The sequence below is a fragment of the Micromonospora sp. NPDC057141 genome, from assembly GCF_042670805.1.
Classification (GTDB): Bacteria; Actinomycetota; Actinomycetes; order Mycobacteriales; family Micromonosporaceae; genus Micromonospora.
The window spans coordinates 1-26,365 of sequence record NZ_JBHUVA010000061.1; the positions used below are offsets into that span (position 1 = coordinate 1).

Sequence of the window (26,365 nt, forward strand, 5' to 3'; positions counted from 1 at the left end):
CGGCCTGCTGCGGGGGGCGCGCCCCGGGGCCGGTCGCGCGGGGCCGGTGCCGCGCGGCTGGGTCAGGGACGCTCCTCCGGGCGGGCCGGGCGCACGATGTCCTGGTAGCGGGGGTGGCTCGCGCCGTAGATGGCGAAGTTGAGCCGGGCGAGGGTCAGGCTGAGGTCGCCGTTGGGGCCGCCGCGCACCGCGTCGGCGTCGGCATCGTTCTGACCGTCGTCGGTCCAGAAGCAGACCGGGCACGTGCCGCCTCCGGTCAGCGAGGCGCAACAGGGACATGCCGAAGGAACCCACTGAACACCCACCGGGAGAGCATTCCACAACCGACGTTCTGGCATCACTCCGACGGTGGGCCGATTTCACGTTCCGGCCAGCCGTCGGCGCTCACTTTCCGGCCGGCCCCGTCTTCACGCTCCGGCTGCCATCGTCGGCGGTGACGGCCACCAACTCGCCCGGGGCGACCCCCAGCACGTCGGCGGCCCGCCCCCCGTTCACGGCGGCGGCGACCTGGCCGGCCGAGTCGACGTACACCACCAGTGCGCCGGGTGGGGCGTCGCCGAACGTACGCCCGTGCGCCGCCGCCCGCCCGGCCACCCGCAGCCGGGCCGGCAGCGGGGCGAGCCGCTCGCCCGGCGCGGCGAGTTGCACGTTGCCGAAGTGGTCCACGGTCAGCACCTCGGCGGCGAACCCGCCGCCCGGCTCGGCCCGGACCACCGGCTCGGGCAGCCGGGCGAGGCCCGCCGGGTCGACCGCCGGCCCGGCGTCGGCCAGCGGCGCGCCCGACGCCAGCCGGGCGGCCACGGGGGCGAAGACGTCCCGGCCGTGGAAGGTGCGCGACACCTGCGGGGCCAGCCACGCGGGGTTGGTCAGCTCGACGGCCGCCGTGACCCCGCCGAGCGCGGCGGCGGCGTCGGGCAGCAGGCCGTTGTCCGGCCCGACCAGCGCCCCGCCCGGCGTGGCCAGGGCGACCCCGCGCCGGGCGGTGCCGACCCCCGGGTCGACCACCGCGACGTGCACCCCCACCGGCAGGTACGGCACCGTCTGGGCGAGCACGGCCGCGCCCCGCCGCACGTCGGCCGGCGGGACGAGGTGGGTCACGTCGATCACCCGGGCGGCCGGGGCGATCCTGGCGATCACCCCGTGGCAGGCGGCCACGAACCCGTCGGCCAGGCCGTAGTCGGTGGTCAACGAGATCCACGCCATCGGCGTCCTCCTTCTGCTCGCTCTGCTGTTCCGGTAGCCGGACGGCACGGCTGCGGGTTCGACGCTAACCTCCCGGGCATGACGCGCGTGCTGCTGGTGCCCGGTCGCAACGACCCCCTGCCCGAGCACTGGCAGGAGTGGCTGGCCGGCCGCGATCCCGCCCGTAGCATGGTCCGGCACGCCACCGCCGGGCACATGACGACCGCCGACGGCTACGGGCCGTGGCCCCTCGCGGAGGACCTGATCGCCCGCCTGAGCACCCCCTGATTGCCGAAGCATCGGGACCAGGGGGGGTCGAGCGGGAAGCCTCTATCATGCCGCGGGTGAGCAATCCAATGATGCCGAACGATCCACGGCGGCTTGGCAACTATGAGCTGCTCGGTCGTCTTGGCGAGGGCGGCATGGGCACCGTCTTCCTCGGACGCTCGCCGGACGGCCGGCTGGTGGCGGTCAAGATGTTGCGGGCCGAGCACGCCTGGGACACCGAGTTCCGGGGGCGCTTCCGCAGCGAGGTCAACCGGGCCCGCGAGGTGCCCGGCTTCTGTACGGCGGCGGTGCTCGACGCCGACCCGGATCACGAGACGCCGTACCTGGTGGTCGAGTACGTCGACGGGCCGAGTCTCTCCGAGGTGATCCGGGAACGGGGGCCGTTGGACGGCGGCACGCTGCACAGCGTGGCGGTCGGGGTGGCCACGGCGCTGGCGGCGATCCACGGCGTGGGGGTCATCCACCGGGACCTGAAGCCGCAGAACGTGCTGTTCTCGCTGGGTACGCCCAAGGTGATCGACTTCGGGATCGCGCGGGCGCTCGAGGCGACCAGCCGGCACACCAAGACCGACCAGATGGTCGGCACGGTGGCGTACATGGCGCCGGAGCGGTTCGACAACGACTCGGATCGTACGGTGGGGCCGCCGGCTGACGTGTTCGCGTGGGGTGTGGTGGTGGCTTACGCGGCGACCGGACTTACCCCGTTCTGGGCGGATTCCCCGGCCGCCACGGCGGCTCGCATTCTGACCCAGCCGCCCGACCTGACCGGGCTCAGCGGGCCGTTGCGTGACCTGGTGGGCCGCACGCTGGCCAAGGATCCGACCGAGCGGCCGACCGCGCACCAACTGCTCGATCTGCTGCTGGAGGCGGAAACGGGGGGAGCGCTCGCCCAGCGGCCGGAGCTGCTCAAGGCCGCCGAGGCGGCCCAGCACACGGGCCGGGTTCGGCCTTCCGCCGTACCCGGGCCGGCCGCACCCGTCCGTCGGCGGGTGAGCCGCCTGGTGGCCATGGCCGTGGCCGCTGCCGTCGTCGTGGGTGCCGGTGTCGGATTCGCTTTGTGGCGCAACGAGCCGGGTGAGACGCTGGCCTCGTTCGTGCCCAGCACGTCGCCGTCGGCGTTGCCGCGCGGGGCGTCGGCCGCGCCCAGGTCGACGGTGGCCGACTCGGACACGCCACGGATCCAGGGGCCGGGGGTGTCCGACCAGCTCGACCGGCGGGGCCTGTGGAAGGCCGACCGGGTTGCCGACAGCGCCGCCGGGTGGTGCACCTTCGACCAGCGGATGCTGGCGACGACACACCTGTCCACCCTCTATCAGTGCAAGGGGCCGCAGGACTCGTTCGCCGGCGACCAGACGATCGCGGTCGACGTCGGCATCGTCACCAAGGGCGCCTGCGCGGTGATCTGGTTCCGGTTGGTCGACCAGCACGGTTACGTGGCCTCGTTCTGCGAGAAGGAGATCCGGCTGGGGATCGACGAGAGCTCGGGGAACGGGTTCAACTCGGAGCAGCGGGTCGCCTCGAGCGCGTTCCAGGTCGGGCGGACGCACCGGATCGGCATCACCGTGCGCAACGGCACGGCCCAGGTGACGGTCGACGGCACGCCCGCCCTGAGTATGCCGGTCACCGATCCGCAGCTGGTCGCGGGCCGGGTCGTGCTCGGGGCGCTCAACGAAGCGACCGAAGGGGACGCCACGGTGGCCTTCGCGAACGTCGATCTCCGATCGCCGGTGGTGGGTCAGCCGGCGCGCTTCACCGATCCGACGACCGGCTCCAGCCAGTCGATGGTGGAGCTTTACTCGTACGATCCGGTCGCGCGCTCCGCGGTGGCTCAGCCGGTGCTCGTGATGGCCAGTGCGGACTACTGCAAGCAGTTCAAGATCGACCCGCACGACATCAGGTGCAGCGACCCGTTCCAGATCGTCGAGAGCCACACGAAGGTGACGATCCCGGTCCGGTCCGCGCCGAAGCTGACGTCGTGGGAGAACGTCGGCGGCGGGGACGGCATCGTCTCGGTGCAACCCGGCGCCGGTCACTCCGTCTCTGCGTCCAGGTTCACCAAGTGGCTGGCCGGGAAGCAGGGCGGCCTGGTCGCGGTCACCACCACCGACGGCGAGGTCACCACGCTGACCATGATCGACAACCCCTGACCCGGTTGCGTCGCGGCCCCGGTCGCCAGCGTGTCCGGGGCCGCCCGAACTGGCCCAGCGAAGCGTGGTGTCCAGTGTGCAGGGCCGCGATCGTGGTCGCTGCCGCCCGAGCAAGGGTTACGAGCCGCCACGCTCATGAGTACCGTGGGAAGGCGACCCCGGGTGGGTGCTTCTCCCAGCATCGCGCGGCGAGACCGACCATCCCACCCGGAATGCGCAACCCTTCCGCGAAGCGCGCGGCCGGTGCGGTGATCGGACGCCCCATGCGTCGTCTGCGATGTGACGTGGCCTGGGAGGGACGCCCTGCCTGCCTGGCTCATCATCCGGTCGAATGCTCACTGTTACTGCCCGGCAACTGGTTCGGTGTACCGTCCGAAGATGGCGGCCCACCCTGGTTGCGGCCGGCCGCCACCCGGCCCTTCACCTGGGAAGGATCCCCACCCATGGAAACTCTTGGTCGTCGGATCGCCGAGATCCGTGGTCGGCGCGGGATGTCGCAGCGGGAGTTGGCGCAGGCAGCCAGCGTGAGCGTCGATCTGGTGTCCAAGCTGGAGCAGGGGCAGCGTCGGTCGGCGCGTCTGGACACTGTTGCGGCGCTCGCCCATGCTCTCGACGTGACCCTGGCCGAACTGCTTGGCAAGCCTCGTGGCCTGGGTGCCAAGGCCGAGGACGGGGAGGTCGGGGCGATCCGACGATCAGTCCTGGGCCTACGCCCCGACCGGCAGGACCCGCCTGCGCGAGCTGACCTGGCCGTGGTGATCGACGATCTCTGGGCAGCTTACTGGTCCGGCCGCTACGCGCACCTGGCCCGGCAGCTTCCCGACCGCATCGACCAGGCCCGCGCGCTCACCCGCGACGGCCGCCCCGCTGACCATGCACTGCTTGCCAGCGTCTTGCAACTCGCCGGGAGCCTGCTTGCTCACTTGGCGCAGGAGGATCTCGCGCACCTGGCGTTGGCAGATGCGTGCCGGGCGGCCGAGGCCAGCGGCGATCACCTGCTCTTCGCAGCCCAGCAGGCCACCCGGTCCTGGGTGCTGTCTCGTCAGGGACTGTGGTCGGAGGCGGAGCACGTCGCGGTCACGGCAGCGGCCACCGTCGAGCCGACGCTCTCCCGGTCCTCCGTCGATCAGGTGGCGCTCTGGGGCGAGTTGCTGCGATACGGAACTACGGCCGTGGCCCGGTCGGGTCGGCAGACCGAGGCGGCCGAACTACTCGGCCTCGTCGGCGCTGCCGCGTCCCGCATGGGGCACGATCAGTCCACTCGTTACGTCGGCCGCGCCTTCGGGCCGACCGTGGCGAAGATGAAGGCTGTGGACGTGGCAATTGCGGGCGGCCAAGCCCGGCGAGCTATCCGTCTCGCCGAGCAGGTCGAGCACCCGGCGGCGGCTCCTACTGCGATGCACAGCCGGTACCTGCTCAACGTGGCCTGGGCGCAGATGGCCGACTGGCGCAGCCAGGACGCGGTGGACACGCTGCGGCAGGTCGAGGCGCTCACGCCCGAGATGCTGCTCCACCAGACGATCGCCCACACGATCGTCGCCGAACTGCTTCCGCGCCGATCCCGTCAGCGACTCCCCGGCCTGGTGGGACTGGCCGACCGGATGGGCGTCTCCAGGTAGGCCATCCTGTGCCGATCCGCCTGGCCCGGTTACTGCCCGACTAGGACGTCCTGTCCTGCTCGACCGTCACTCATTGCGAATAGCGTCCGTTACATGGCGTGATCGAGTGATCTTCTTATTGTGATCCTTGTTGTGATGGTCGCGCCCGTAGTCGGGTGCGACGGCGGTTGATTCTTCCCAGAAGCGCCGCCGTCGCGTCCCCTTCGGAAGGATGCCGGGTGGGCGACAGTACGCAGGGTGGGTCGGTGCAGAGCCGGGGCGAGCGGATCGAGGAGGCGGAGCGGGAGGCGGCCCGACAGCGCATCCTCGCGCAGGCTGAGGCGGAGCGGATACCGGTGGAGGAGACGACGCGGGCGGTGCCGGATCGGCGGTGGCGTCGTGGGCGGTGAGGGGCTGCCGCCGGGTCGTCGGGTGGCGCAGTGGCGGGTCCGGCGCGGGATGACGCAGCAGATGCTGGCCGACCGGTTGGGCAGGTCGAAGAGCTGGGTGGACAAGGTTGAGCGGGGCGTCCGCGCCCTGGACAAGGTGTCCACCTTCCGGGACATCGCGGTCGTCCTGCGTGTCGACGCTTCGGTGCTGCTGGGCCGTGACGTGCAGCCGGCCGAGGTGACCGAGCGCGCCGAGGGCGTCGAGCGGATCCGGGCGGCCCTGTCGACGTACGACATTGCTCTTGGCACGCCGGCGGCCCGGAGCGTCGTGTTGCCGGCGGACCGGTTGGCCCGGGACGTAGCGCACGCGTGGATCACGTTCCAGCATGCCCGGTATCCGCAGGTGGTCGCGTTGGTGCCGGGTCTGCTGGCGGCGGCGCAACGCGCGCACGCCGACGCCCCGGACTCGGGGCGGGCGGCGTTGGTGGAGGCGTACCGGGTGACCGCGTCGCTGCTGGTGAAGCTCGGGGAGGACGAGTTGGGCTGGCTGGCCGCCGACCGGGCCGTGGCCGCCGCAGCCGGTGATCCGGTGCTGGTGGCCGCCGCCTGCGTGCAGCTCGGCCAGGCGCTGCGAGCGTCGGGGCGGGCGCGGGCGGCGAAGTCGGTGACCCTGGCCGCCGCGTACCGGATCGCCCCGCCCGATCCCGGCGACGGCGTCCCGGCGGAGCTGTCGTTGTGCGGGACGCTGCTCGTGCAGGCCGCCCTCGCGGCGGCCCGCGAGGGAGATCACCGGGCGGCGGCCGACCTGTTCGACGAGGCCGGCGACCTGGCGGCGCGGGTGGGCGACGGCCACGATCACCAGTGGACGGCGTTCGGCCCGACGGCGGTCGACGTGGCCCGCGCCGCCGCAGCCGTCGAGCTGGGCGCGGCCCGCGACGCGGTCGCCTGGCACGAGAAGGCGGTCCGGCGGAACGCCTGGCGGTGGCTGCCGCCCGAGCACCGCGCCGCGCACCTGCTCGACGCCGCGCGGGCGTACCTGCGCACCGCCGACCCGCGCGGAGCCGGCCGGGCGCTGCTCGACGCCGAACGCACCGCCCCGGCCGAACTACGCCACCGCCCCGCCGCCCGGCAGGTGATCGCCCAGGTGACCCGTGCTCCGCACGCCCCGGCCACTCTCGTCCAGCTCGCGCTCAGCCTCGGGGTTTCTTGACCGGGGAGTCCCCTGCGCGCGACGTCGACCTAGCCGGCTCCAAGCCCGACGGGCGGCGTCCACGTGAACAACGGCCCCGTGGCCAGGCTCGCCACCATCGCGACAACCAGGTAGATCAGCACCATGCCCGCGGGTGTCCAGGCGAAGTGGCGCGTCCAGTACGGGTCACGGGCGAGCCGCGCGAGCAGCGCCCCGACCATCGGAAGCGCCAGGTTGAGCACCAGCGCCGTGGTCAGGAGGGTCTCCGTGGTCGCGCCGAACGCCCGCGCCGCCGCATGGGTCGGCACATAGGGCGAGGACACCCGTCGCACCAACCCGACGACGAACAGGAACGGCACGCCGTAGAGCCAGGCGAAGAAGAGCACGCCGAGCCCGACGCGCCTCACCGGGCACCCTGCCAGATTCCAGCAGCCACCACGGCAACCGCGATGGTGATCGACACCGACAGGGTGCCGGCGAGGATGGGGGAGGGGACCCGGCGCGCGAGCGGAAAAGTGATCACCGCCGTGGTGAGCAGCATCGCCGCGAGAACCGGCGCGCCGAGGATCGCCGCCACGGCGAACCCCTCCTGCGGTGTCAGGCAGGCGAAAATGACCGAGCAGTCCCGGTTCGGGTTCGCCGGCACGCCTACGAGTCCGACGAAGACCGCGGCGGCCACGGTGGCGTACCAGCCGAGCGCCACGAGGAGGCTCGACCCGAACGAGCCCCGGCGCGGCGCTTCCGCATCATCCATGCTCGTGACGTTGCCAGGACCCTGGCACCTGGCCCATCCGCATCCGTACTCATTCCCGACCGCCCGATCCGGCGACGGCCGCCCCTCCGTGTCAGCGGTCGGCGGGATCGGCGGTGGACGGCTGCGTCGGCCAGAACGGCCATTCCTCGAACGAGTCGCAGCGCCCGTCCTCGGCGAAGCGCATGATCCACAGGTCGCGAAACTCCTGGTCGGCCGGGTCGCCGTACCGGACCTCCACCCGCGCCACCGCAGTGTCGCCCTCGACCGCGACGACCTCGCTGGTCATGTGGAATACCTCATCGGGGCCCTCCCGCTCGGCTTCCCACATCCGGGATATGGCCGGCAGACCGACGATCGCCTCGTGGTACGGCCCTTGCCGATAGCTGGCCTGTTCGGTGAAGACCGTGTTGAGCGCCTCCGTCCCCGGCGTCCGCCATGCACGCTCGTATGCCGCGAGCCAGCCAGCCACATGTTTCCGGTCCATGCGCCCAGCCTGCCATCCGGTCGCACTCGGCGTGCCGTTGGCGCTGCGCCCGCTTCCGCCGGGAGGCATCTCCCGCACTCCGACACCGGTCCAAAATAGGTCGATCGGGCCGTGCCGAACGGCGATCATTGCGGGTGTCTCGCGGCCGGCGGGGCGCGACCGACTTCACGTGGGGGGACCGGTGCTCGCTCCGCTGCGCCATCGCGCGTTCCGCTGGCTGGCCGCCGGCCGCATGGTCAACATGCTCGGCAACGGCGTCGCGCCCATCGCCCTGGCCTTCGCGGTGCTCGACCTGACCGGCTCGGTGCGTGACCTGGGCCTGGTGGTCGGCGCGAGATCGCTGATGACCGTGCTGTTCGTGCTCTTCGGCGGGGTGGTGGCCGACCGGATTCCGCGCCGGCTGGTGCTGGTCGGCTCCAACGCGCTGGGCGCGGCGACGCAGGCGGCGGTGGCCGCCGTCGTGCTCACCGGCACGGCGACGATCCCGCTGCTGCTGGCGCTCGGCGCGGCCAACGGCGTCGTGAGCGCACTGTCGCAGCCGGCATCGGCCGCCGCGACGCCGCAGACCGTGCCGCCGGAGCTGCTCCAGCAGGCCAACGCGCTCATCCGGCTCGGCATCAACGCGGGCATGATCGGCGGCGCGGCGGCGGGTGGCCTCCTCGTGGCCGCCGTCGGGCCCGGCTGGGGGCTCGCCGTCGACGCGGCCACCTTCGCCGTCGCGGCCGTGGCCTTCGCCGGGGTCCGGGTCGCCGCCCCGAAGACGAGAAGTAGTCGTACGGGTGTCGTCGCCGACCTGCGGGTGGGCTGGACGGAGTTCACCGCGCGCACCTGGGTGTGGGCGGTGGTGCTCGGCTTCATGGTCCTCAACGCGTGCCTCGCCGGCGGCGTGAACGTGCTCGGCCCGGCCGTCGCCGACTCGACGATCGGCCGCAGCGGCTGGGGCGTGGTGTTGGCCGCGGAGACCGCCGGGATGGTGCTCGGCGGGCTGATCGCTCTGCGGATCCGGGTACGCCGGCTGCTGCTGCTCGGGGTGGCCTGCATGTTCGCCGAGTCGTTCCTGTTGCTGGGGCTGGCTCTGGCGCCCACCATCGTCGTGCTGGTGGCCGCCGCGTTGGCGGTCGGCGTCGCCGTCGAGCAGTTCGCGGTGGCCTGGGAGACGTCGATCGCCCAGCACATCCCGGCCGACCGGCTGGCCCGCGTCTACTCGTACGACATGTTGGGGTCCTGGATCGCCATGCCGCTCGGCCAGGTGGCGGTCGGGCCGCTCGCCGCGACGATCGGCACCCGCGACACGCTGCTGGCCCTAGCCGCTCTGGTGGTGCTCGCCGTCGGGGGCATGCTGGCCAGCCGGGACGTGCGCCGGCTGCGGGCGGTGGCACCCGGCCGCGCCGCCGACGGAACGCGGGCCGATCCGGCCAGGGGTGAAGCGGGCGACAGCCCCGCCGATGCGGCGACGGTCGGGTGACCGCTTCGTTGCGCCCCACCCACCTCGGTGATCAAGAAGTTTGCGTCATCGACGAGATCAACGCTGACGTTTTCTTCTTGATCACCGGGGCGAGTTGGTCATCGGGGCGCTCAGGCGGTGGCGGGGCCGAACCAGGTGGGTAGCGCGGCGCGCAGGGCCTGCTGGTCGTCGCCGACCCATGCCACGTGGCCGTCGGGCCGCAGCAGCACGGCGGGCACGTCCAACTCCTCGCTGCCGTCGACGACGTGGTCGACCCGGTCGGCCCAGCCCGCCACCGAGAGCCGGCCGGTCCGGTCGAGCAGCAGCCCCCGGCCGCCGCGCGTCAGCTCGTAGAGGCGTCCGCGCCCCAGCCGGACGTCGCGCAGCGGGACGTCGCGCAGCCGTCGGCCGAGCAGTTCGTGTCCCGTGCCGAAGTCGTAGCGGACCCCGACTGCGATGATCTTCTCGGTCAGGTACCGGCTCACGTCCTCGAAGTCCATCAGGTCCGACAACAGCCGGCGCACCGCCTGGGCCCCCGGCTCGGTGGACATCAGCTCCATCTGCGCACGGGTGTTGTCCAGCACGTCGGCGGCGACGGGACGCCGTTCGGTCTCGTAGCTGTCCAGCAGCCCCGGCGGTGCCCAGCCGTCGATCTGGGCGGCCAGCTTCCAGCCGAGGTTGAACGCGTCCTGGATGCCGAGGTTGAGCCCCTGCCCGCCGGTCGGCGGGTGGACGTGCGCCGCGTCGCCGGCCAGCAGCACCCGGCCGACCCGGTAGCGCTCGGCCAGCCGGGTGGCGTCGCCGAAGCGGGACAGCCAGCGCGGCGAGTGCACCCCGAAGTCGGTGCCGGCGTACGCCCGCAGTTGCTGTTTCACCTCGTCGAGGGTCGGCGGGACCCGGCGGTCCTCGGCCACCCCGTCGGCGGGCACGACGACGCGGTACATGCCGTCGGCGAGGGGCATCGCGCCGAAGCGGAGCTGGGTCTTGCGGACCTCGGCGCCCACGGCGGCGAGGGTCTCGGGTGACGCGGTCAACCGCATCTCGCCCAGCAGCGTGTCGACCCTGCTGGGCTCACCGGGGAAGCCGACGCCGAGCAGCTTACGCACGGTGCTGCGGCCACCGTCGCAGCCGACGAGGTAGCGCGCGCGCAGTCGGTTTCCGTCGGCCAGCTCGGCGGTCACCCCGTGGTCGTCCTGGCTCAGCCCGACCAGCTCGCAGCCGCGCCGGATCTCGACGCCGAGTTCGACGGCGCGCTCGGCCAGCAGGCGGTCGGTGATGGTCTGCGGGATGCCGAGCACGTACGCGTGCGCGGTGTCCAGCCCGGTCGGCGGCGGCTTGGGGATGGCGGCGAAGAAGCCGCCGAGCGGATACCGCGTGCCGAGCGCGAGGAACCGCTCCAGCAGTCCGCGCTGGTCCATGATCTCGATGCTGCGCGCGTGCAGCCCGAGCGCGCGGACGACCTCGGTCGGTTCCGTCTCCTTCTCCAACAGCAGCGTGTGCACGCCGTGCAGCCTCAGCTCGGCGGCCAGCATCAGGCCGGTCGGTCCACTACCGACCACGATGACGTCGATCATGAAGCTCCCCCATGCGTTGACAAACACGCCCGTACTCCGCGAATTCCTGATTTCCGCAGCTTCTGGGCCCGGCGGACGATTCTGCGGTACGACCCGGGTCTTGCCGCAAGGCCCCCCATGCGCTATATGTTGAGAGTGGCAGGGAGTCGGTGACTTCTTGCCTTTGTCTTTGCCGGGCGCCTAATCGGCTGGCGGCACACCATCCTGCCGTCCTGCGGTGCCAACGGTGCCCGTTCATGACGATCCGGATCGGCGAGGAACTCGCCGCCCGGATGCCCAAGATTTTCTGGGCGGTCGGTCGGGCCGACTCCTACGCGCGGTGGCTGCCCCTGCTGGTGCCGCATCTGCCCGCGCGGATTCCGGTCCCGCTGCACGTGGGCGAGCCGGGCGCGGGGTTCCCGTGGCGGTGGACCGTGGTGCCGTGGTTCGCGGGGCATACGCCGCCCAGGCCGGGCTGCGACGACGTTTCCCTGGCCCGCGACGTGGCGGCGTTCGTGCGCGCCCTGCACGCGGTGGATCCGGCCGGCGGCCCGGCCAGGCCACCGGGCGTCACCGCCGAAGCTCACCGTCCTGTTTCCTCCCTGGATCTTGGACAGTCTCCGTTCCGCGCGGACACCAACTGTCCAAGTTCGGAGGCTGGGGGGTGCGCGGGGGTGCTGGCCCGGCTCGCGAGGAAGGGACGGGCCGGGCTTTGTTGACGGCATACGTCATACGTATTACTTTAATGTAAATCGATGGCTAGGTGTCGCCGCCCGGTGCAGCGGGGGCCAACCAGCAGCGGAAACGGGGAGCCGATCCGCTGGCCGGTAGCCCCGCTGGTCCGGATGAAACCGGGGAGCGGGCCTGGCAGGCGCCGAATCGGTCCGGTGGCGGGCAGCCGGCCGCTCGGCAACCTGCCTGTCGGCAAGGGCGCTCGGTGACTGCGTGTCGCCGACGTTGCCCGCGCCGCCGTGGTCGTCGGTGCCGTTCTCACCCGTACCGCGGGGGTCGGCCGCATCCCCAGGGTCTGCCCGCCGCATGCCTGACCCAATGAAGGAGTTGCTCAATGTCGAAACATCGGCTCATTGCCGGCGCTGTCGCGGGAGCCGCGGCGCTCGTCCTCGCGATAGGCGGCGCGGCGGTCGCCGCCGGAGCCGGCCCGCTCGCGTACGCTCAGGACGTCGCTCCGCTCGCGGCGACCGCCGGCTGCGGCCAGGCGCCGGCGCTGACCAGCGGCACGCGCACGATCTCCAGCAGCGGCGAGAACCGTTCGTTCATCCTCCGGATCCCCGACAACTACGACCGCAACCGCCCCTACCGGTTGATCTTCGCGTTCCACTGGAACGGCGGCACCGCCAACGACGTCGACTCGGGCGGGACCAGCGGATATCCCTGGTCCTACTACGGCATCCGGGCGCTGTCGAACAACTCGGCTATCTTCGTCGCGCCCCAGGGCATCGGAAACGGCTGGGCCAACAGTGGCGGCCGGGACCTCACCTTCGTCGACGACATGATGCGGCAGATCGAAGCGGGCCTGTGCGTCGACACCACGCAACGCTTCGCCATGGGCTTCAGCTACGGCGGCGGCATGAGCTACGCCATCGCCTGCGCCCGCGCCACGGTCTTCCGCGCGGTAGCCGTCTATGCCGGCGCGGAACTCAGCGGGTGCAGCGGCGGCACCCAGCCCATCGCGTACATCGGCATCCACGGGCTCCGGGACAGCGTCATCCCCATCTCGACCGGGCGGTCGCTGCGCGACCGGTTCGTCAGGAACAACGGCTGCACCCCGCAGAACCCGCCCGAGCCGGCGCAGGGCAGCCTGACCCACACCCTCACCTACTACTCGGGATGCCAGGCCGGCTACCCGGTCGCCTGGGCCCCGTTCGACGGCCCGCACGCCCCCAACGCCGTGGACGGCTCCGCCGACCCGTTCGCACCCGGTGAGAACTCGTGGACCAGGCCGGTGGTGTGGAGCTTCTTCACCCAGTTCGACGGCACCACCCCGCCGACGCCGACGCCGACCCCCACCAGCAGCCCGGCGCAGGGCGTGCAGGTCGTCGGTGGCCAGTCCGGTCGCTGCGTCGACGTGCCGAACGCCAGCACCACCAACGGCACCCAGACCCAGCTGTGGGACTGCACCGGCGGCACCGCACAACGCTGGACCCACACCGCTGCCAGGCAACTCCAGGCGTACGGCACCAAGTGCCTCGACGCCAGCGGTGCGGGCACCAGCAACGGCACCCAGGTGATCATCTGGGACTGCCACGGCGGCGCCAACCAGCAGTGGAACGTCAACGCCAACGGCACCATCACCAACGCCCAGTCCGGGCTCTGCCTGGACGCCACCAACGCCGCGACGGCCAACGGCACCAAGCTCATCCTCTGGTCCTGCAACGGCGGGCAGAACCAGCAGTGGAGCCTGCGCTGATCCGCGGCTGAATCCGTAGCCGTCGATGAAGGGCCTCCCTTGGGCGCATCGCGGTTGACGGCGGCCGGCCCGGCGTCTCGATCCGCCGGGCCGGCCGTGCCGGGTTCACGGTCAGCCGCGCAGGCGTCGCCGGGTTCACGGTCAGCCGCGCAGGCGCAGGCCGCGCGGGGTGGCCCGGAACCCGGCGGCGGTCAGCGCGTCGCGCAGCGGGGACGCCGAGACGGCCTCCCCGTCGGCCCGCTCCACCGAGATCGCGCCGAGCGCGCCGGTGTGCACCGTGGCGGCGAGCGCCCTGCCGGCCGCCGCGAGGGCGTCGGGATCGTCGGCGAAGGAGAGGATCGTCCGACCGCCCCGCTCGACGTAGAGCACCAGGTCGCCGCCGACGAGCACCACCAGCGCGCCCGCCTTGCGGCCGGCCCGGTGCCCGCTCGCCGGGGCGGCGCCCTCGCCGGAGTCGACCGCCCGCTCGGGCCAGGGCAGCGCTGCGCCGTACGGGTTGGCCGGGTCGGTGGCGGCGAGGACGAGCGCCGCGCGACCGCCACGGCTGCCGGCCGCCCCGCCGCCACCCTCCTGGTTGCTCCCGCCCCCACGGCTGCCGGCCGGGTCGGCGAGGGCTCGGAGCCGGTCGACCGCACCGGGCACCGCGAACTGGGCCGCGCCCAGCCCCTCCACGAAGTAGCCCCGCCGGGCCGCCCCGCGCTCCTCCAGTGCCGACAGCACCGGGTAGACGGCCGCGAAGCCGCCGGTCACCTGCTCGGCGACGACCGCGCCCCGGGTGACCACACCGTGCCGCTCCAGCAGCACGTCGGCGAGGGCGGCGGCCCGCCGGGTCGGGTCGAGGTCGCGTTCCGGCAGCCGGGACCAGCGGCCCGCCACCGTGGGCGGGCCGCTGCGGCTGGGCAGCGCCACCCGGCCGGGGCGGCGCAGCCGGGTGCGCGGCGCGGCCGGCCGGGACCGGTGCGCCCCGCCGCCGCCGAGCGCCGCCCGCAGCGGGGCGAGGGTGTCGTTGGTGAGGTGCCCGGCCCACACCAGGTCCCAGATCGCGGCGGTCAGCGCTACGTCGTCGGCGCAGCCGACCCGGTCGGACAGCGACCGGAAGAACAGCGCCTGCCCGTCGCCGAGCGCGTCGAGCACGGCGTCGTGCAACGGGGTACGGGTCGACGCGTCATCGGGCGGCGGGAGCAGCAGCGGCGCGGCGTCGGCGTACGCGAGGGTGACCCAGCCGTCGCCGCCGGAGATCGCCCCGGACCCCGCCCACAGCACCTCCCCGGAGGCACACAGCTCGTCGAGCTGGGCGGGGGAGTAGTCGGCGACCCGGCCGGGCAGCACGAGGCGTTCCAGCGCGGACGCCGGCACGGCCGCCCCCTGCAACTGCTCGACGGCGGCGACGACGGCCTGCACGCCCCGGGCCGACGAGCCGACCTGCTGCCAGCGGGGCAGGAACGCGGCCAGGGCCCTCGGCGGCACCGGCTCGATCTCCCGGCGAAGCGCCGCGAGGGAGCGGCGGCGCAGCAGCCGCAGCACCTCGGCGTCGCACCACTGGGTGCCCACGGTGTCGGGGGTGAACTCGCCGGAGACGACCCGCCCGGCGGCGGCGAGCCGGCGTAGCTCCTGCTCGACGACGGCCACGCCGAGCCCGAAGCGGGCGGCGCAGGTGGCGGCGGCGAACGGGCCGTGGGTGCGGGCGTACCGGGCGACCAGGTCGCCGAGCGGGTCGGCCACGGGGACGAGGTGTGCCTCGGCGACCCCGACCGGCAGGGCCACGCCGAGGGCGTCGCGCAGCCGGGCGGCGTCCTCGACGACGACCCAGCGCTCCTCGCCGGCGACCCGCACGCGCAGCACCCGGCGGGCCGCCGCCAGGGCGGTGAGCCAGTCGACGGGCACGCCCCGCTCGGCCAGCTCCGCCTCCGACAGGTCGCCGACGGTGCGGAGCAGCTCGACAACGTCTTCCGCGTCGCGGGGCCGGCGCTGCCCGGTCAGCCAGCGCAGCTGCCGATCGGTCTCGGCGAGCACCGCCGGGTCGAGCAGCTCCCGCAGGTCGACCCGGCCGAGCAGCTCGCCGAGCAGCGCCGAGTCCAGCGCCAGGGCGGCGGCCCGCCGCTCGGCGAGGGGGGCGTCGCCCTCGTAGAGGAACGCCCCCACGTAGCCGAACAGCAGCGCGCGGGCGAACGGCGACGGCCGGTCGGTCTCGACCTCCACCAGGCGCACCTTGCGGGCGGTCAGGTCGCGCATCAGCTCGGCCAGGGCCGGCTGGTCGAAGACGTCCTGGAGGCACTCCCGGGCGGCCTCCAGGGTGACCGGGAAGTCGGCGTACTCGCGGGCCACATCGAGCAGCTGGGCGGCCCGCTGGCGCTGCTGCCACAGCGGCTGGCGGCGGCGCGGGTCGCGGCGGGGCAGCAGCAGCGACCGGGCCGCGCACTCCCGGAACCGGGACGCGAACAGCGCGGACGTGCCGACGGACTCCTCGACGAGTTGGGCGATCTCGTCGGGGTCGAAGACCACCACGTCGGCGCCGGGCGGCTCGTCGGCGGTGTCGGGCAGCCGCACCACGATCCCGTCGTCGGACGGCATGACCTGCGCGTCCACGCCGTACCGCTCGGCGAGCCGGCGGCCGATGGCCAGCGCCCACGGGCCGTTGACGCGGGCGCCGAGCACGCTGTGCACGGCGAGCCGCCAGTCGCCCAGCTCGTCGCGGAACCGTTCGACCAGCACCGTGCGGTCGTCGGGCAGGGACCGGGTCGCGGCCTGCTGCTCCCGCAGGTGTGCCATCAGGTTGCCGGCGGCCCAGTCGTCCAGCCCGCCGGCGCGCAGCGCGGCCACCGCAGCCTCGTCGCCGTGGCGCAGCAGGGCCCGCACCCGCGCGCCGATGGCCCGGCCCAGCTCGACCGGGCGGCCGAGCTGGTCGCCCTTCCAGAACGGCATCCGGGCGGCCTGGCCGGGGGCGGGGGAGACCAGCACCCGGTCGGGGGTGATGTCCTCGATCCGCCAGGACGACGAGCCGAGCAGGAAGACGTCGCCGACCCGCGACTCGTAGACCATCTCCTCGTCCAGCTCGCCGACCCGGGCGGCCCGCTCAGCCCCGGCGAGGAAGACGCCGAACAGGCCCCGGTCGGGGATGGTGCCGCCGCTGGTGACGGCGAGCCGCTGCGCGCCGGGCCGGCCGGTGAGCACGTCGGCGGTGCGGTCCCAGACCAGCCGGGGCCGCAGCTCCGCGAACGCGGTCGACGGGTAGCGGCCGGAGAGCATGTCCAGCACGGCGTGCAGCGCGGAGTCGGGCAGCTCGGCGAAGGGCGCGGCCCGGCGGACCACGACGGCCAGGTCGCCGACCCGCCACGGTTCGAGGGCCACCATCGCGACGATCTGCTGGGCCAGCACGTCGAGGGGGTTGCGCGGGTGGTGCAGCTCCTCGATGGCCCCGGCGGCCATCCGCTCGGCGACGACGGTGCAGGCGAGCAGGTCGCCCCGGTGCGTGGGGAAGACCACGCCCCGGGACACCGCGCCGACCTGGTGCCCGGCCCGGCCGACGCGTTGCAGGCCGGCGGCGACGCTGGGCGGGGCGGCGATCTGCACCACCAGGTCGACCGCGCCCATGTCGATGCCCAGCTCCAGGCTGGAGGTGGCCACCACGGCCGGGAGCTGGCCGGACTTGAGGGCCTCCTCGATGTGCTTGCGCTCGGAGCGCGAGACGCTGCCGTGGTGGGCGCGGGCGACCACCGGGGCGGCACCGGCCGCCGCCCCCGCCTGGGCCATCACCTCGGCCGGCAGCCGGGCGGGCGAGCCGCCCGGGGGCACGAGACCCGGCCCCGCGTCGGCCCACCCCGCGTCGGCCCACCCCGCGCCGGCCTGCCCCACGTCGGTCGGCCCCGTGCCGGCCAGCTCCGCTGTGGCCAGCTCGTTGAGCCGGGCGCAGAGCCGCTCGGCGCTGCGCCGGGAGTTGGTGAAGACGATGGTCGACCGGTGTGCCCGGACCAGTGCGAACACCCGCTCCTCGACGGCGGGCCAGATCGAGGCCCGGCGCGGGCCGGGGCGGCCCAGGTCGTCGGGCGGCGGCTCCTGTTCGTCGAGCCGGGTCATGTCCTCCACCGGCACCTCGACGCTGACCTCGATGCTCTTGCCGCTGGGCGGCTGCACCACGTCGACCGGGCGGGCCCCGCCGAGGAACCGGGCGCACGCGTCGATCGGCCGGACGGTGGCGGACAGGCCGATGCGCTGGGCGGGGGCGGGCAGCAGCTCGTCGAGGCGTTCCAGGGAGAGCGCCAGGTGCGCGCCCCGCTTCGTCCCGGCGACCGCGTGCACCTCGTCGACGATGACCGTCTCGACCCCGCGCAGCGAGTCCCGCGCGGCGGAGGTGAGCAGCAGGAACAGCGACTCGGGGGTGGTGATGAGGATGTCCGGCGGGGTGCGGGCGAAGGCCCGCCGCTCGTCGGCGGGGGTGTCGCCGGTGCGCATCCCGACGGTGATCTCCGGCGGGGCGACGCCGAGCCGGGCGGCGGCCTGCCGGATGCCGGCCAGGGGCGCGCGCAGGTTGCGTTCGACGTCGACGGCGAGGGCCTTGAGCGGGCTGACGTAGAGCACCCGGCAGCGCTGCCGGGGCTCGGCCGGCGGCGGCGAGCCGGCCAGCCGGTCCAGCGACCAGAGGAACGCCGCAAGGGTCTTGCCGGAGCCGGTGGGCGCGACGACCAGGGCGTTGCGCCGGGCCGCCACCGACCGCCAGGCGCCGATCTGGGCGGGGGTGGGCGTCGCGAAGGCCGCCGAGAACCACTCCCGGGTCGCCGGGCCGAACCCCGCCAGCACCCAGGCCGCCTCCGCCGCGCCGAAACCGGCCGTCACCTCCGCCACGCCGTCCATCCTGCCTCGGGGGTGGGACATCCGCGCGGGCCGGACCGGTGGCCCCGCGCCCCGGCGCACCCGGAGCGCCTGTCGGCCGGTTTGGGGGTGCAATGGGGCTTTATTCCGTTAAGTCTTACTTAACTGCTTGCTCTTGTGCTGCAACCTAAAGTAACTTCACGGAAGTGAACTGTGGAGGAGGGCGGATGGCCGTCGAGGAGCGGGGTGCCGGTTCGGGCACCGACGTGCTCATCCGTAAGGTCGACAGCCATCTTGCCGCACTCCGTGCCGGCCTGCACGGCCCCGAGCTGGAGCTCGCCGAGCGGCTCGCGGTCTGCCTGCGCGAGCTGGTCCGGCAGACCGCCCAGTCCAGCGCGGCCGACCGGGGACAGGTCCGCGCCGCCGTCCACTTCTTCGTCCTGCGCCGGGAAAGCCGGGGGCGGCTGCTCTCCGTGCGCTCCCTCGCCGCCGCCCAGCGCGTGGTCAACAAGGTCGTCCTCCAGCTCGACCGCCCCGACCTGCTCGTGGAGACCCGCCGCGACCTGCTGGTGTGATCCCGGCCCGGCTGGCGCACCGGGCCGGGCGCATGGGTCACTCCCGCCAGCCGGCCAGCTCCACCCCCTTGGCGAGCTCGACCCGGAAGCCCATGGTGATCTCGCCGCTCCCGCCCGGTTCGAGCCGCAGCCGCCAGGTCAGCTCGCCCAGCTCGGTGCGCTCGGCCGGCGGCGGGGCGATCGTGGCCTCCCGCACGACCACCGCCTCGTCGCGGGACACCGGCAACTGGTCGCGCACCTCCACCGTCGCCGCCCGGGGCGTGTGGTTGGCCACGGCGATCCGATACTCCACGTCCCGTCGCCGGGTCGAGCCGAGCGTGGCGCGGGTGTCGGCCCGCCGGCCCAGCTTCCGCTCCACCCGCACCCGGTCGTCCACGCCGAGCGCCAGCTCCGTCTCCTCGCCGGGCGCCCACGTCGGCAGCCGGGTGGCCGCCACGAAGTCGGCGCCGTGGAAGACCGCCGCCGGGCCGGGGAGCAGCGTGTGCGCCGAGGTGTTGCGCACCGTCGCCCGCAGGTGCGCCTCGGCCGCGCGTACCGGCACGGTCACGTGGTCCAGCCGCGCCGGCAGCTCCAGCACGGCGATCGTGGCCCGGTACGCGGTGCCGTCCGCCGGCACCGCCACCGGGCGGGCCGGCCGGTAGGTGGCCGCGCTGACCCCCTGCTCGACCGTGGCCACGCTCTCCCGCACCCTGGGCTGCGGCGGGCCGCCCCGGGCCGCCCCGCCCACCGCGGCGGCCTCGAACGCCGGCCCGCTGGGCGGCGCGGGCGCCGGCGCCGCGCCGAAGCTCGCCGCCGGCATGGCCGCCCGCGGCATCGGCCGGACCCGGTCCAGATACCAGGGCGACAGCTCCGGCACGCCGGTCGCCGCCGCCGGACGGGCCGTCGAGAGCTGGAGTACGCACTCCGGCCAGTCCTCGCCGGTGTCCTGACTGACCAGGCCGAACCAGGTCACGGTCACCGTGTCGTCGACCAGCCGCAGGTCGTAGGAGGGCTGCCAACGGGCCCCGTCGACCAGGTAGGTCAGCTCCAGGTCCAGCTCGGCGTCGTCGACGTCCACCGACACGGTAACCTCGGCGGCCAGCCGGTCCGGCTCCCGCTTGCCGTGCGCGGCCTCCAGCTGCCGCTGCACCGCCGCCAGGTCCTCGGTCAGCTCCGTACGTCGCCGGGTCAACTCCCGCCGCCGGCCGTGGGAGTCGGCGAGCTGCCCGGCCACCGAGTCGGCGAAGGTGACCACGTCGGCCGGATCGGCGTCACCGGCGGCGAGCGCGCGGGCGTACGTGCCGCCGGCCCGCTCGGCCAGCCCGGCGAGGAACTGCCCCCGCTGCGCCTCGACCGCGTACGCGTCGTCGACCGCGGCCAGCTCGCCGGCCAGCTCCCGGCTGCGTTCCTCCAGCTCGCGCACCTGACCGTCGGCGCTGCGGGCCTGCCGCCACGTGGTCACGTCCACGCCGAGCACGGTCGCCGCGCCCCGGCCGCCGACCCGCAACGAGTCCCGGTGCAGGCCCAGCGGCAACGGGGCGACCCGTACCCGGTGCTCACCGGCGGCCAGCCGAGCTGTGCCCCGGCGGGTGACCCGGGCCCGGTCCGGATAGACGGTGACGCCGACGACGGGTGCTTCGATCTCCACGGGGTTCACGGCGGCGAGGATAGCCGGGCAGCGCTCGCGGGTCCGGTGGGCCGAAGCGGGGCTCGCCCGCCGCCCACCCCGGAGAATTCCGGCAAAACGGCCCATCGGGCCAGAAACTGGCGTCTGATCGCTGATAGGCGTCTCCCTCGGGTGCGCTGCTGCCACCTCGACCGGGAGCGCGGGTGCTCGTACTGCTGATCCTCCACCTGGTGGCGGCGCTCGTCGCGCCGCTGCTGGTCCGGTGGTGGGGTCCGCGCGCCTGCTACCCCCTCGCGCTCGCCCCGGCCGCCGCGTTCGGCTGGGCCGTGGCCCGTACGCCCGCGGTGCGCGACGGCGGCGCGGTCGTCGAGACGTACCCCTGGGTGCCGCACCTGCGCCTGGAGCTGGCGCTACGGCTGACCACCCTGTCCTGGCTGATGACCCTGCTCGTCGGCGGCGTCGGCGCGCTCGTGCTGGTCTACTGCGCGCGCTACTTCGCCGCCGGATCGGTCGGGCTGGCCCGGTTCGCGGCCGTGCTGGTCGCCTTCGCCGGCGCGATGCTCGGCCTCGTCCTCGCCGACGACCTGCTGCTGCTCTACGTCTTCTGGGAGCTGACCACGATCTTCTCCTACCTGCTGATCGGGCACAGCGCCACGCGGCGCGCCAGCCGGTGGGCGGCGGCGCAGGCGCTCACCGTGACCACGTTCGGCGGGCTGGCGATGCTGGTCGGGTTCCTGATGCTCGGCCGGCACGCGGGCGGGTACCGCTGGTCGGAACTCGCCGGGGCCGGGCTGCCGGCCGGTGGCTACCTGGTCACCGCCGTGCTGCTGGTGCTGGCCGGGGCGCTGGCCAAGTCGGCGGTCCTGCCGTTCAGCGGCTGGCTGCCGCAGGCGATGGCCGCGCCGACGCCGGTCAGCGCGTACCTGCACGCGGCGGCGATGGTGAAGGCCGGCGTCTACCTGCTCGGCCTGCTCGCCCCCGTGCTGGCCACCGCCGGCCCGTGGCGGCCCGTGACGATCACCGCCGGGCTGCTCACCATGCTGGCCGCCGGCTGGGCCGCGCTGCGCCAGTGCGACCTGAAGCTGCTGCTGGCGTACGGCACGGTCAGCCAGCTCGGCCTGCTCACCGTGGCGCTCGGCGCGGGCACCCCGAAAGCCGCCCTGGCGGGCACGGCGATGCTGCTCGCGCACGCCCTGTTCAAGGCGGCCCTCTTCCTCGTCGTCGGCGCGATCGACCACACCACCGGCACCCGCGACCTGCGGGAACTGTCGGGGCTCGGGCGGCGGGCCCCGCTGCTGGCCGCCGTCGGGGTGCTGGCTGCCGCCTCGATGGCCGGGCTGCCCCCGCTGGTCGGCTTCGTCGCCAAGGAGGCCGTCCTCGCCGCGTTCACCGACCAGCCGCTGGTCCTCGCGGGGCTCGTCGCCGGCACGGTGCTCACCGTCGCGTACACGGCCCGCTTCGTCTGGGGCGCGTTCGGCTCGCGCCCGCACTCCGAACGGACCGAGCCGGAGCCCGTCCCCGCCGCGATGCTGGGGCCGCCCGCCCTGCTGGCCGCCGCCGGGCTGGCCGTCGGGCTGCTCGCCGGCCCGCTGGGCGCGCTGCTGCGCCCGTACGCCGAACTCTTCGGCCCGGTGCCCGAGCACCTCGCGCTCTGGCACGGGCCGACCCTGCCGCTCGGCCTGTCCGCCCTGGCCCTCACCGGTGGCGCGGCGCTGTTCGCGCTGCGCGGCCCGCTCGCCCCCGTGCTGGCCCGGGTGCGCGCGCCCGTGGGCGGCGCGCAGGGGTACGAGTGGCTGACCCACCGCTTCGACCGGCTCGCCATCGAGGTCACCAGCGCCACCCAGCGCGGCTCCCTGCCGCAGTACCTCGGCACGATCCTGCTGGTCCTCGTCGTCGTGCCCGGCGGGGCGATGCTGGCCGCCGGCCCGTGGCGGCAGCGGGTCGCGCTGTGGGACACCCCGCTGCAACTGGTCGTCGGCGTGGTGACGGCGGTGGCCGCGCTGCTCGCCGTCGGCGCCCGCCGCCGGCTCACCGCGATGCTGCTGGTGGGGGTCACCGGCTACGGCATCGCGATGATGTTCGTCCTGCACGGCGCGCCCGACCTGGCGCTGACCCAGTTCCTGGTGGAGACGGCGACCATCGTGATCTTCGTGCTGGTGCTGCGCCGGCTGCCCGACCGGTTCTCCACCCGCCCGCTGCGCCGCAGCCGGTGGGTGCGCCGGTCCGTCGGGACCGCCGTCGGGGTCGTCCTCGCCGGGCTCTGCCTGGTCGCGGTCGGCGCCCGCACCGCGCCGCCGATCTCGCTGGCCTTCCCCGACCTCGCGGTCAGCCAAGGGTACGGCCGCAACGTGGTCAACGTGACCCTGGTCGACATCCGGGCCTGGGACACCATGGGCGAGATCTCCGTGCTCGTGGTGACCGCGACCGGGGTGGCCAGCCTGATCTTCCAGCGCTCCCGCACCGGCCCACGGCCCCGCCGCCCCCGCCACCCCGAGCGCTCCCCGCAGCGGGGGCCGCAGCGGCCGGTGTGGCTGCGCGGCGGCCCCACCCTCGCCGAGCGCCGCCGGTCCATCGTCTTCGAGGTGGTCACCCGGCTGCTCTTCCACACCATCGTGCTGTTCTCCCTGTTCCTGCTCTTCTCCGGCCACAACGCCCCCGGCGGCGGCTTCTCCGGCGGCCTGGTCGCCAGCCTCGCCGTGGCCGTGCGCTACCTCGCCGGCGGCCGGTACGAGCTGGCCGAGGCGGCCCCCGTCGCCGCCGGCACGGTCCTCGGGGTCGGCCTGGCGGTGTCGGTCGGTACCGGCGCGACCGCCCTCGTCGTCAGCGGATCCGTGCTCCAGAGCGCGAAGCTCGACCTGTGGCTGCCCGGCATCGGCGACTTCTACGTCGTCACGTCGCTCTTCTTCGACATCGGGGTGTACCTGATCGTGATCGGCCTGGTGCTGGACATCCTGCGCAGCCTCGGCGCCGAGGTCGACCGGCACATCGAGGCGGCCGGCAAGACCGAGCGCGGGCTGATCGTCGACCCGCGGGGGCGGCGACCGTGAGCGGGACCGGGCCGACCCTGGTGCTCATCGTCGTCGTCGGGGTGCTCGCCGGCACCGGCGTCACCCTGCTGCTGGAACGCAGCCTGACCCGGATCCTGCTCGGCGTCATCCTGCTCGGCAACGGGGTCAACCTGCTGATCCTGCTCGGCGGCCGGTCCGGGGAGGCGCCAGTGGTCGGCACCGCGCCGGTCGACCGGATGAGCGACCCGCTGCCGCAGGCGATGGTCCTCACCGCCATCGTGATCACCTTCGGGCTCACCGCGTTCCTGCTCGCGGTCGCGTATCGCAACTGGTACCTGACCGGCAACGACGAAGTTCAGGACGACCTGGAGGACCGCCAGGTCGCCGAGTTGGCCACCCGCAACGAGCTGCCCGCGCCCGACCTCGGCGGCGAGGGCCCCGACGGCGACCCGGAACAGGTCGACCCGGAGCCGCACCTGCGCCGGCAGCACCGGGGGGAGACGCCGTGACGGGGTACGCCTGGCTCGTTCCGCTGCCGGTGGTGGTGCCGCTGCTGGGCGCCGCCCTCACCCTGCTGCTGGCCAACCGGCCCCGGCTCCAGCGCACCGTCAGCGTGGTCGTGCTGACCGTCAAGATGGTGGTCGCCGTGGCGCTGCTCGTCGAGGCGTACCGGGACGGGCCGGTGGTGGTGCGCATCGGTGGCTGGCCCCCGCCGGTGGGGATCGTGCTGGTCGCCGACCAGCTCGCCGCGCTGATGCTGGTGGTCTCCGCGGCCGTGACGCTGTGCGTGCTGCTCTACTCGATCGGGCAGGGCCGGGGCGACATCGGCGAGTCCGCCCCCGTCACCATCTACCACCCCACCTACCTGGTGCTCACCGCCGGCGTCACCAACGCCTTCCTCGCCGGCGACCTGTTCAACCTCTTCGTCGGCTTCGAGATCCTGCTGGCCGCGAGCTTCGTGCTGATCACGCTCGGCGGCACCGAGAGCCGGATCCGGACCGGGTCGACGTACGTGGTGGTCAGCATCCTGTCGTCGATGATCTTCCTGGCCGGGGTGGGCCTCGTGTACGCCGCCACCGGCACCCTCAACATGGCCCAGCTCGCCGGGCGGCTCGACGCGCTACCCGACGACGTACGGCTGGCCCTCCAGCTCACCCTGCTGCTCGCGTTCGGGATCAAGGCGGCGGTGTTCCCGCTCTCGGCCTGGCTGCCGGACAGCTACCCGACCGCGCCCGCGCCCGTCACCGCGGTCTTCGCGGGCCTGCTCACCAAGGTCGGCGTGTACGCGATCATCCGCACCGAGACGCTGCTCTTCCCCGGCGGCGGCGTCAACGGGCTGCTGATGGTGGTGGCCGGGCTGACCATGGTGGTCGGCATCCTCGGCGCGGTCGCCCAGTCCGACATGAAGCGGCTCTTCTCGTTCACCCTGGTCAGTCACATCGGCTACATGATCTTCGGGGTGGCGTTGAGCAGCATCGCCGGCCTGTCCGGGGCGATCTTCTACGTGGTCCACCACATCACCATCCAGACCACCCTGTTCCTGGTCGCCGGGCTGGTCGAGGCGCGGGCCGGCAGCACCGACCTGCGCCGGCTCGGCGGGCTGGCCCGGGTGGCCCCGACACTCGGGGTGCTCTTCTTCGTGCCGGCGATGAACCTCGCCGGGATCCCGCCGCTGTCCGGGTTCCTCGGCAAGCTGGGCCTGCTCCAGGCCGGAGTCGGCGCCGGCGGCGCACTGCCCTGGGCGCTGGTCGCCGCCGGCACCGCCACCAGCCTGCTCACCCTCTACGCCGCGTCCCGGGTGTGGAACATCGCGTTCTGGCGGGAGCCCCGGCTGGTCGCCGCCGACCCGCCGGGCCGGCTGCCCACCCTGATGGTCGGCGCCACCACGGCCCTCGTCGCGCTGGGCCTGCTGCTCACCGTGGCCGCCGGCCCGCTGTTCGGGGTGACCACCGATGCGGCGACCGACCTGCGCGCCCGCACCCCGTACGTGCGCGCCGTCCTCCCCGGCGGTGCGCCGTGACCGGGCCGGCAGCCGGGGGCCGGCGCCGTGAACGGGTGGTCGACCCCGACGCCCCGGTCACCCGGGTACGCGCCCGGCTCGGCCGCTGGCGGGACCGGCTGCTGGCGCTGGCCTGGATGGTGCTGATCTGGTGCCTGCTCTGGGGGCGGTTCTCCTGGGGCAACCTGTTCGGCGGGCTGCTCGTCAGCGGGGCGGTGCTGCTGTTCTTCCCGTTGCCGCCGGTCACCTTCGGCGGCCGGCTGCGCCTGCGGGCGCTGCCGGAACTGGCCGGCCGGTTCGTCACCGAGCTGGTCGGCGCCAGCATCCACGTGGCCCGGATCGCGGTGCAGCCGGGCTGCCGGCCCCGGGGCGCGATCATCGCGGTACGGCTGCGCGTGCGCACCGACCTGAACCTGGCGCTCACGGCCGAGGCGATCTCGCTGGTGCCCGGCACCCTGATCATCGAGGTGGACCGGGAACAGGGCCTGCTCTACGTGCACGTGCTCGACGTACGCGGACCGGAGGACCTGACCGGCAGCCGCGACCGCGTCCTCGCCACCGAGGCCCGGATCGTCCGCGCGATCGGCTCCGCCGCCGAACTCCGCCTCCTCACCGCCCCCGAACGTCCCGATGAAAGGGGGGCCGACCAGTGACCGTCGTCCTCGCCACCGTGCTCACCGTGCTCCTGTCGGTCACCGCGCTGCTGGCGCTGGCCCGGATGTACCGAGGACCGTCGCTGCTGGACCGCGTGATCGCAGCCGACGTCCTGCTCAACACGATGACCGGCGCGGTCGGGGCCGAGGCGGCGGTCAACCGGCACGCCACCACCCTGCCCGTGCTCGTGGTGCTCTCCCTGCTCGGCTTCGTCGGCGCGGTGGCCCTGGTTCGCTTCGCCGTCCGGGAGGAGCCGTGAGC

The 26,365-nt window shown here is 74.1% G+C and carries 22 protein-coding genes; 14 read left to right on the forward strand and 8 right to left on the reverse strand.

Annotation, left to right across the window (positions count from 1 at the left end; genetic code table 11):
- Positions 1-62: 62 nt before the first annotated feature.
- Together ACFT41_RS24250 and ACFT41_RS24255 are read right to left on the reverse strand one after the other, a co-directional pair.
- Positions 63-305, reverse strand: coding sequence for a CPCC family cysteine-rich protein (locus ACFT41_RS24250; protein WP_377587383.1), 243 nt, complete (start codon positions 303-305; stop codon positions 63-65).
- Between the two features lie 79 nt (positions 306-384).
- Entirely contained in the window at positions 385-1,203 is an 819-nt protein-coding gene (locus ACFT41_RS24255) for an S-adenosyl-l-methionine hydroxide adenosyltransferase family protein (protein ID WP_377587384.1), read from the reverse strand.
- A gap of 78 nt (positions 1,204-1,281) precedes the next feature.
- Here ACFT41_RS24255 and ACFT41_RS24260 point away from each other — a divergent pair, with 78 nt between their 5' ends.
- The 5 genes from ACFT41_RS24260 (at position 1,282) to ACFT41_RS24280 (ending at position 6,814) form a co-directional block, all read left to right on the forward strand.
- On the forward strand, positions 1,282-1,470 hold the full coding sequence (locus tag ACFT41_RS24260) for a hypothetical protein (RefSeq protein ID WP_377587385.1): 189 nt from the start codon (positions 1,282-1,284) through the stop codon (positions 1,468-1,470).
- Between the two features lie 56 nt (positions 1,471-1,526).
- Complete coding sequence (locus ACFT41_RS24265; RefSeq protein WP_377587386.1) at positions 1,527-3,617, forward strand: serine/threonine protein kinase; 2,091 nt, start codon at positions 1,527-1,529, stop codon at positions 3,615-3,617.
- A 443-nt stretch (positions 3,618-4,060) separates the two neighbouring features.
- The gene (locus tag ACFT41_RS24270) at positions 4,061-5,236 is read left to right on the forward strand and encodes a helix-turn-helix domain-containing protein (protein ID WP_377587387.1); all 1,176 of its coding nucleotides are present in this window, start codon (positions 4,061-4,063) and stop codon (positions 5,234-5,236) included.
- A 218-nt stretch (positions 5,237-5,454) separates the two neighbouring features.
- On the forward strand, positions 5,455-5,625 hold the full coding sequence (locus tag ACFT41_RS24275; RefSeq protein ID WP_377587388.1) for a hypothetical protein: 171 nt from the start codon (positions 5,455-5,457) through the stop codon (positions 5,623-5,625).
- Positions 5,615-6,814: a helix-turn-helix domain-containing protein gene (locus ACFT41_RS24280; protein ID WP_377587389.1), complete on the forward strand. Its 1,200-nt coding sequence runs from the start codon at positions 5,615-5,617 to the stop codon at positions 6,812-6,814. The genes ACFT41_RS24275 and ACFT41_RS24280 overlap by 11 nt, the downstream gene beginning before the upstream one ends.
- A gap of 29 nt (positions 6,815-6,843) precedes the next feature.
- On the opposite strand, the gene ACFT41_RS24285 is transcribed toward ACFT41_RS24280, so the two are convergent.
- The 3 genes from ACFT41_RS24285 to ACFT41_RS24295 all read right to left on the reverse strand — a co-directional run bounded on the left by ACFT41_RS24285 (position 6,844) and on the right by ACFT41_RS24295 (position 8,031).
- Positions 6,844-7,200, reverse strand: coding sequence for a hypothetical protein (locus tag ACFT41_RS24285; protein WP_377587390.1), 357 nt, complete (start codon positions 7,198-7,200; stop codon positions 6,844-6,846).
- Positions 7,197-7,547, reverse strand: coding sequence for a hypothetical protein (locus tag ACFT41_RS24290; RefSeq protein ID WP_377587391.1), 351 nt, complete (start codon positions 7,545-7,547; stop codon positions 7,197-7,199). The genes ACFT41_RS24285 and ACFT41_RS24290 overlap by 4 nt, the downstream gene beginning before the upstream one ends.
- A 91-nt stretch (positions 7,548-7,638) precedes the next feature.
- Positions 7,639-8,031 (reverse strand): nuclear transport factor 2 family protein, encoded by a 393-nt coding sequence (locus ACFT41_RS24295; RefSeq protein WP_377587392.1) that lies wholly within the window; start codon positions 8,029-8,031, stop codon positions 7,639-7,641.
- A 169-nt stretch (positions 8,032-8,200) separates the two neighbouring features.
- On the opposite strand from ACFT41_RS24295, the gene ACFT41_RS24300 reads away from it, so the two are divergent.
- Positions 8,201-9,496 carry an MFS transporter gene (locus ACFT41_RS24300; protein WP_377587393.1) on the forward strand — a complete coding sequence of 432 codons (1,296 nt, stop codon included), beginning with the start codon at positions 8,201-8,203 and terminating at the stop codon, positions 9,494-9,496.
- A 110-nt stretch (positions 9,497-9,606) separates the two neighbouring features.
- Here ACFT41_RS24300 and rox read toward each other — a convergent pair whose 3' ends face one another.
- Positions 9,607-11,049 (reverse strand): rifampin monooxygenase, encoded by a 1,443-nt coding sequence (gene rox / locus ACFT41_RS24305; RefSeq protein WP_377587394.1) that lies wholly within the window; start codon positions 11,047-11,049, stop codon positions 9,607-9,609.
- Between the two features lie 236 nt (positions 11,050-11,285).
- Here rox and ACFT41_RS24310 point away from each other — a divergent pair, with 236 nt between their 5' ends.
- A complete protein-coding gene (locus ACFT41_RS24310; RefSeq protein ID WP_377587395.1) occupies positions 11,286-11,747 on the forward strand; it encodes a phosphotransferase in 462 nt (153 codons plus the stop codon).
- A gap of 347 nt (positions 11,748-12,094) precedes the next feature.
- Positions 12,095-13,456: an RICIN domain-containing protein gene (locus ACFT41_RS24315; protein WP_377587396.1), complete on the forward strand. Its 1,362-nt coding sequence runs from the start codon at positions 12,095-12,097 to the stop codon at positions 13,454-13,456.
- 141 nt (positions 13,457-13,597) lie between these two features.
- Here the strand turns inward: ACFT41_RS24315 and ACFT41_RS24320 are convergent, their stop codons facing one another.
- Positions 13,598-18,304 (reverse strand): ATP-dependent helicase, encoded by a 4,707-nt coding sequence (locus ACFT41_RS24320; protein WP_377614001.1) that lies wholly within the window; start codon positions 18,302-18,304, stop codon positions 13,598-13,600.
- Between the two features lie 185 nt (positions 18,305-18,489).
- On the opposite strand from ACFT41_RS24320, the gene ACFT41_RS24325 reads away from it, so the two are divergent.
- Positions 18,490-18,837, forward strand: coding sequence for a hypothetical protein (locus ACFT41_RS24325; protein WP_377587398.1), 348 nt, complete (start codon positions 18,490-18,492; stop codon positions 18,835-18,837).
- Positions 18,838-18,874: 37 nt separating this feature from the next.
- Here ACFT41_RS24325 and ACFT41_RS24330 read toward each other — a convergent pair whose 3' ends face one another.
- Entirely contained in the window at positions 18,875-20,473 is a 1,599-nt protein-coding gene (locus ACFT41_RS24330) for a DUF4139 domain-containing protein (protein ID WP_377587399.1), read from the reverse strand.
- Between the two features lie 173 nt (positions 20,474-20,646).
- Here ACFT41_RS24330 and ACFT41_RS24335 point away from each other — a divergent pair, with 173 nt between their 5' ends.
- From ACFT41_RS24335 to ACFT41_RS24355, 5 genes are read left to right on the forward strand one after another with little or no spacing between them, the layout of a single operon-like run.
- Positions 20,647-23,490 carry a Na+/H+ antiporter subunit A gene (locus tag ACFT41_RS24335; RefSeq protein ID WP_377587400.1) on the forward strand — a complete coding sequence of 948 codons (2,844 nt, stop codon included), beginning with the start codon at positions 20,647-20,649 and terminating at the stop codon, positions 23,488-23,490.
- Entirely contained in the window at positions 23,487-23,960 is a 474-nt protein-coding gene (locus ACFT41_RS24340) for a Na(+)/H(+) antiporter subunit C (protein WP_377587401.1), read from the forward strand. The genes ACFT41_RS24335 and ACFT41_RS24340 overlap by 4 nt, the downstream gene beginning before the upstream one ends.
- Entirely contained in the window at positions 23,957-25,471 is a 1,515-nt protein-coding gene (locus ACFT41_RS24345) for a Na+/H+ antiporter subunit D (protein ID WP_377587402.1), read from the forward strand. Before ACFT41_RS24340 ends, ACFT41_RS24345 begins: the two co-directional genes overlap by 4 nt.
- Positions 25,468-26,103, forward strand: a complete 636-nt coding sequence (locus tag ACFT41_RS24350; RefSeq protein ID WP_377587403.1) for a Na+/H+ antiporter subunit E — start codon at positions 25,468-25,470, stop codon at positions 26,101-26,103. The genes ACFT41_RS24345 and ACFT41_RS24350 overlap by 4 nt, the downstream gene beginning before the upstream one ends.
- On the forward strand, positions 26,100-26,363 hold the full coding sequence (locus tag ACFT41_RS24355; RefSeq protein WP_377587404.1) for a monovalent cation/H+ antiporter complex subunit F: 264 nt from the start codon (positions 26,100-26,102) through the stop codon (positions 26,361-26,363). The genes ACFT41_RS24350 and ACFT41_RS24355 overlap by 4 nt, the downstream gene beginning before the upstream one ends.
- Positions 26,364-26,365: the final 2 nt, after the last annotated feature.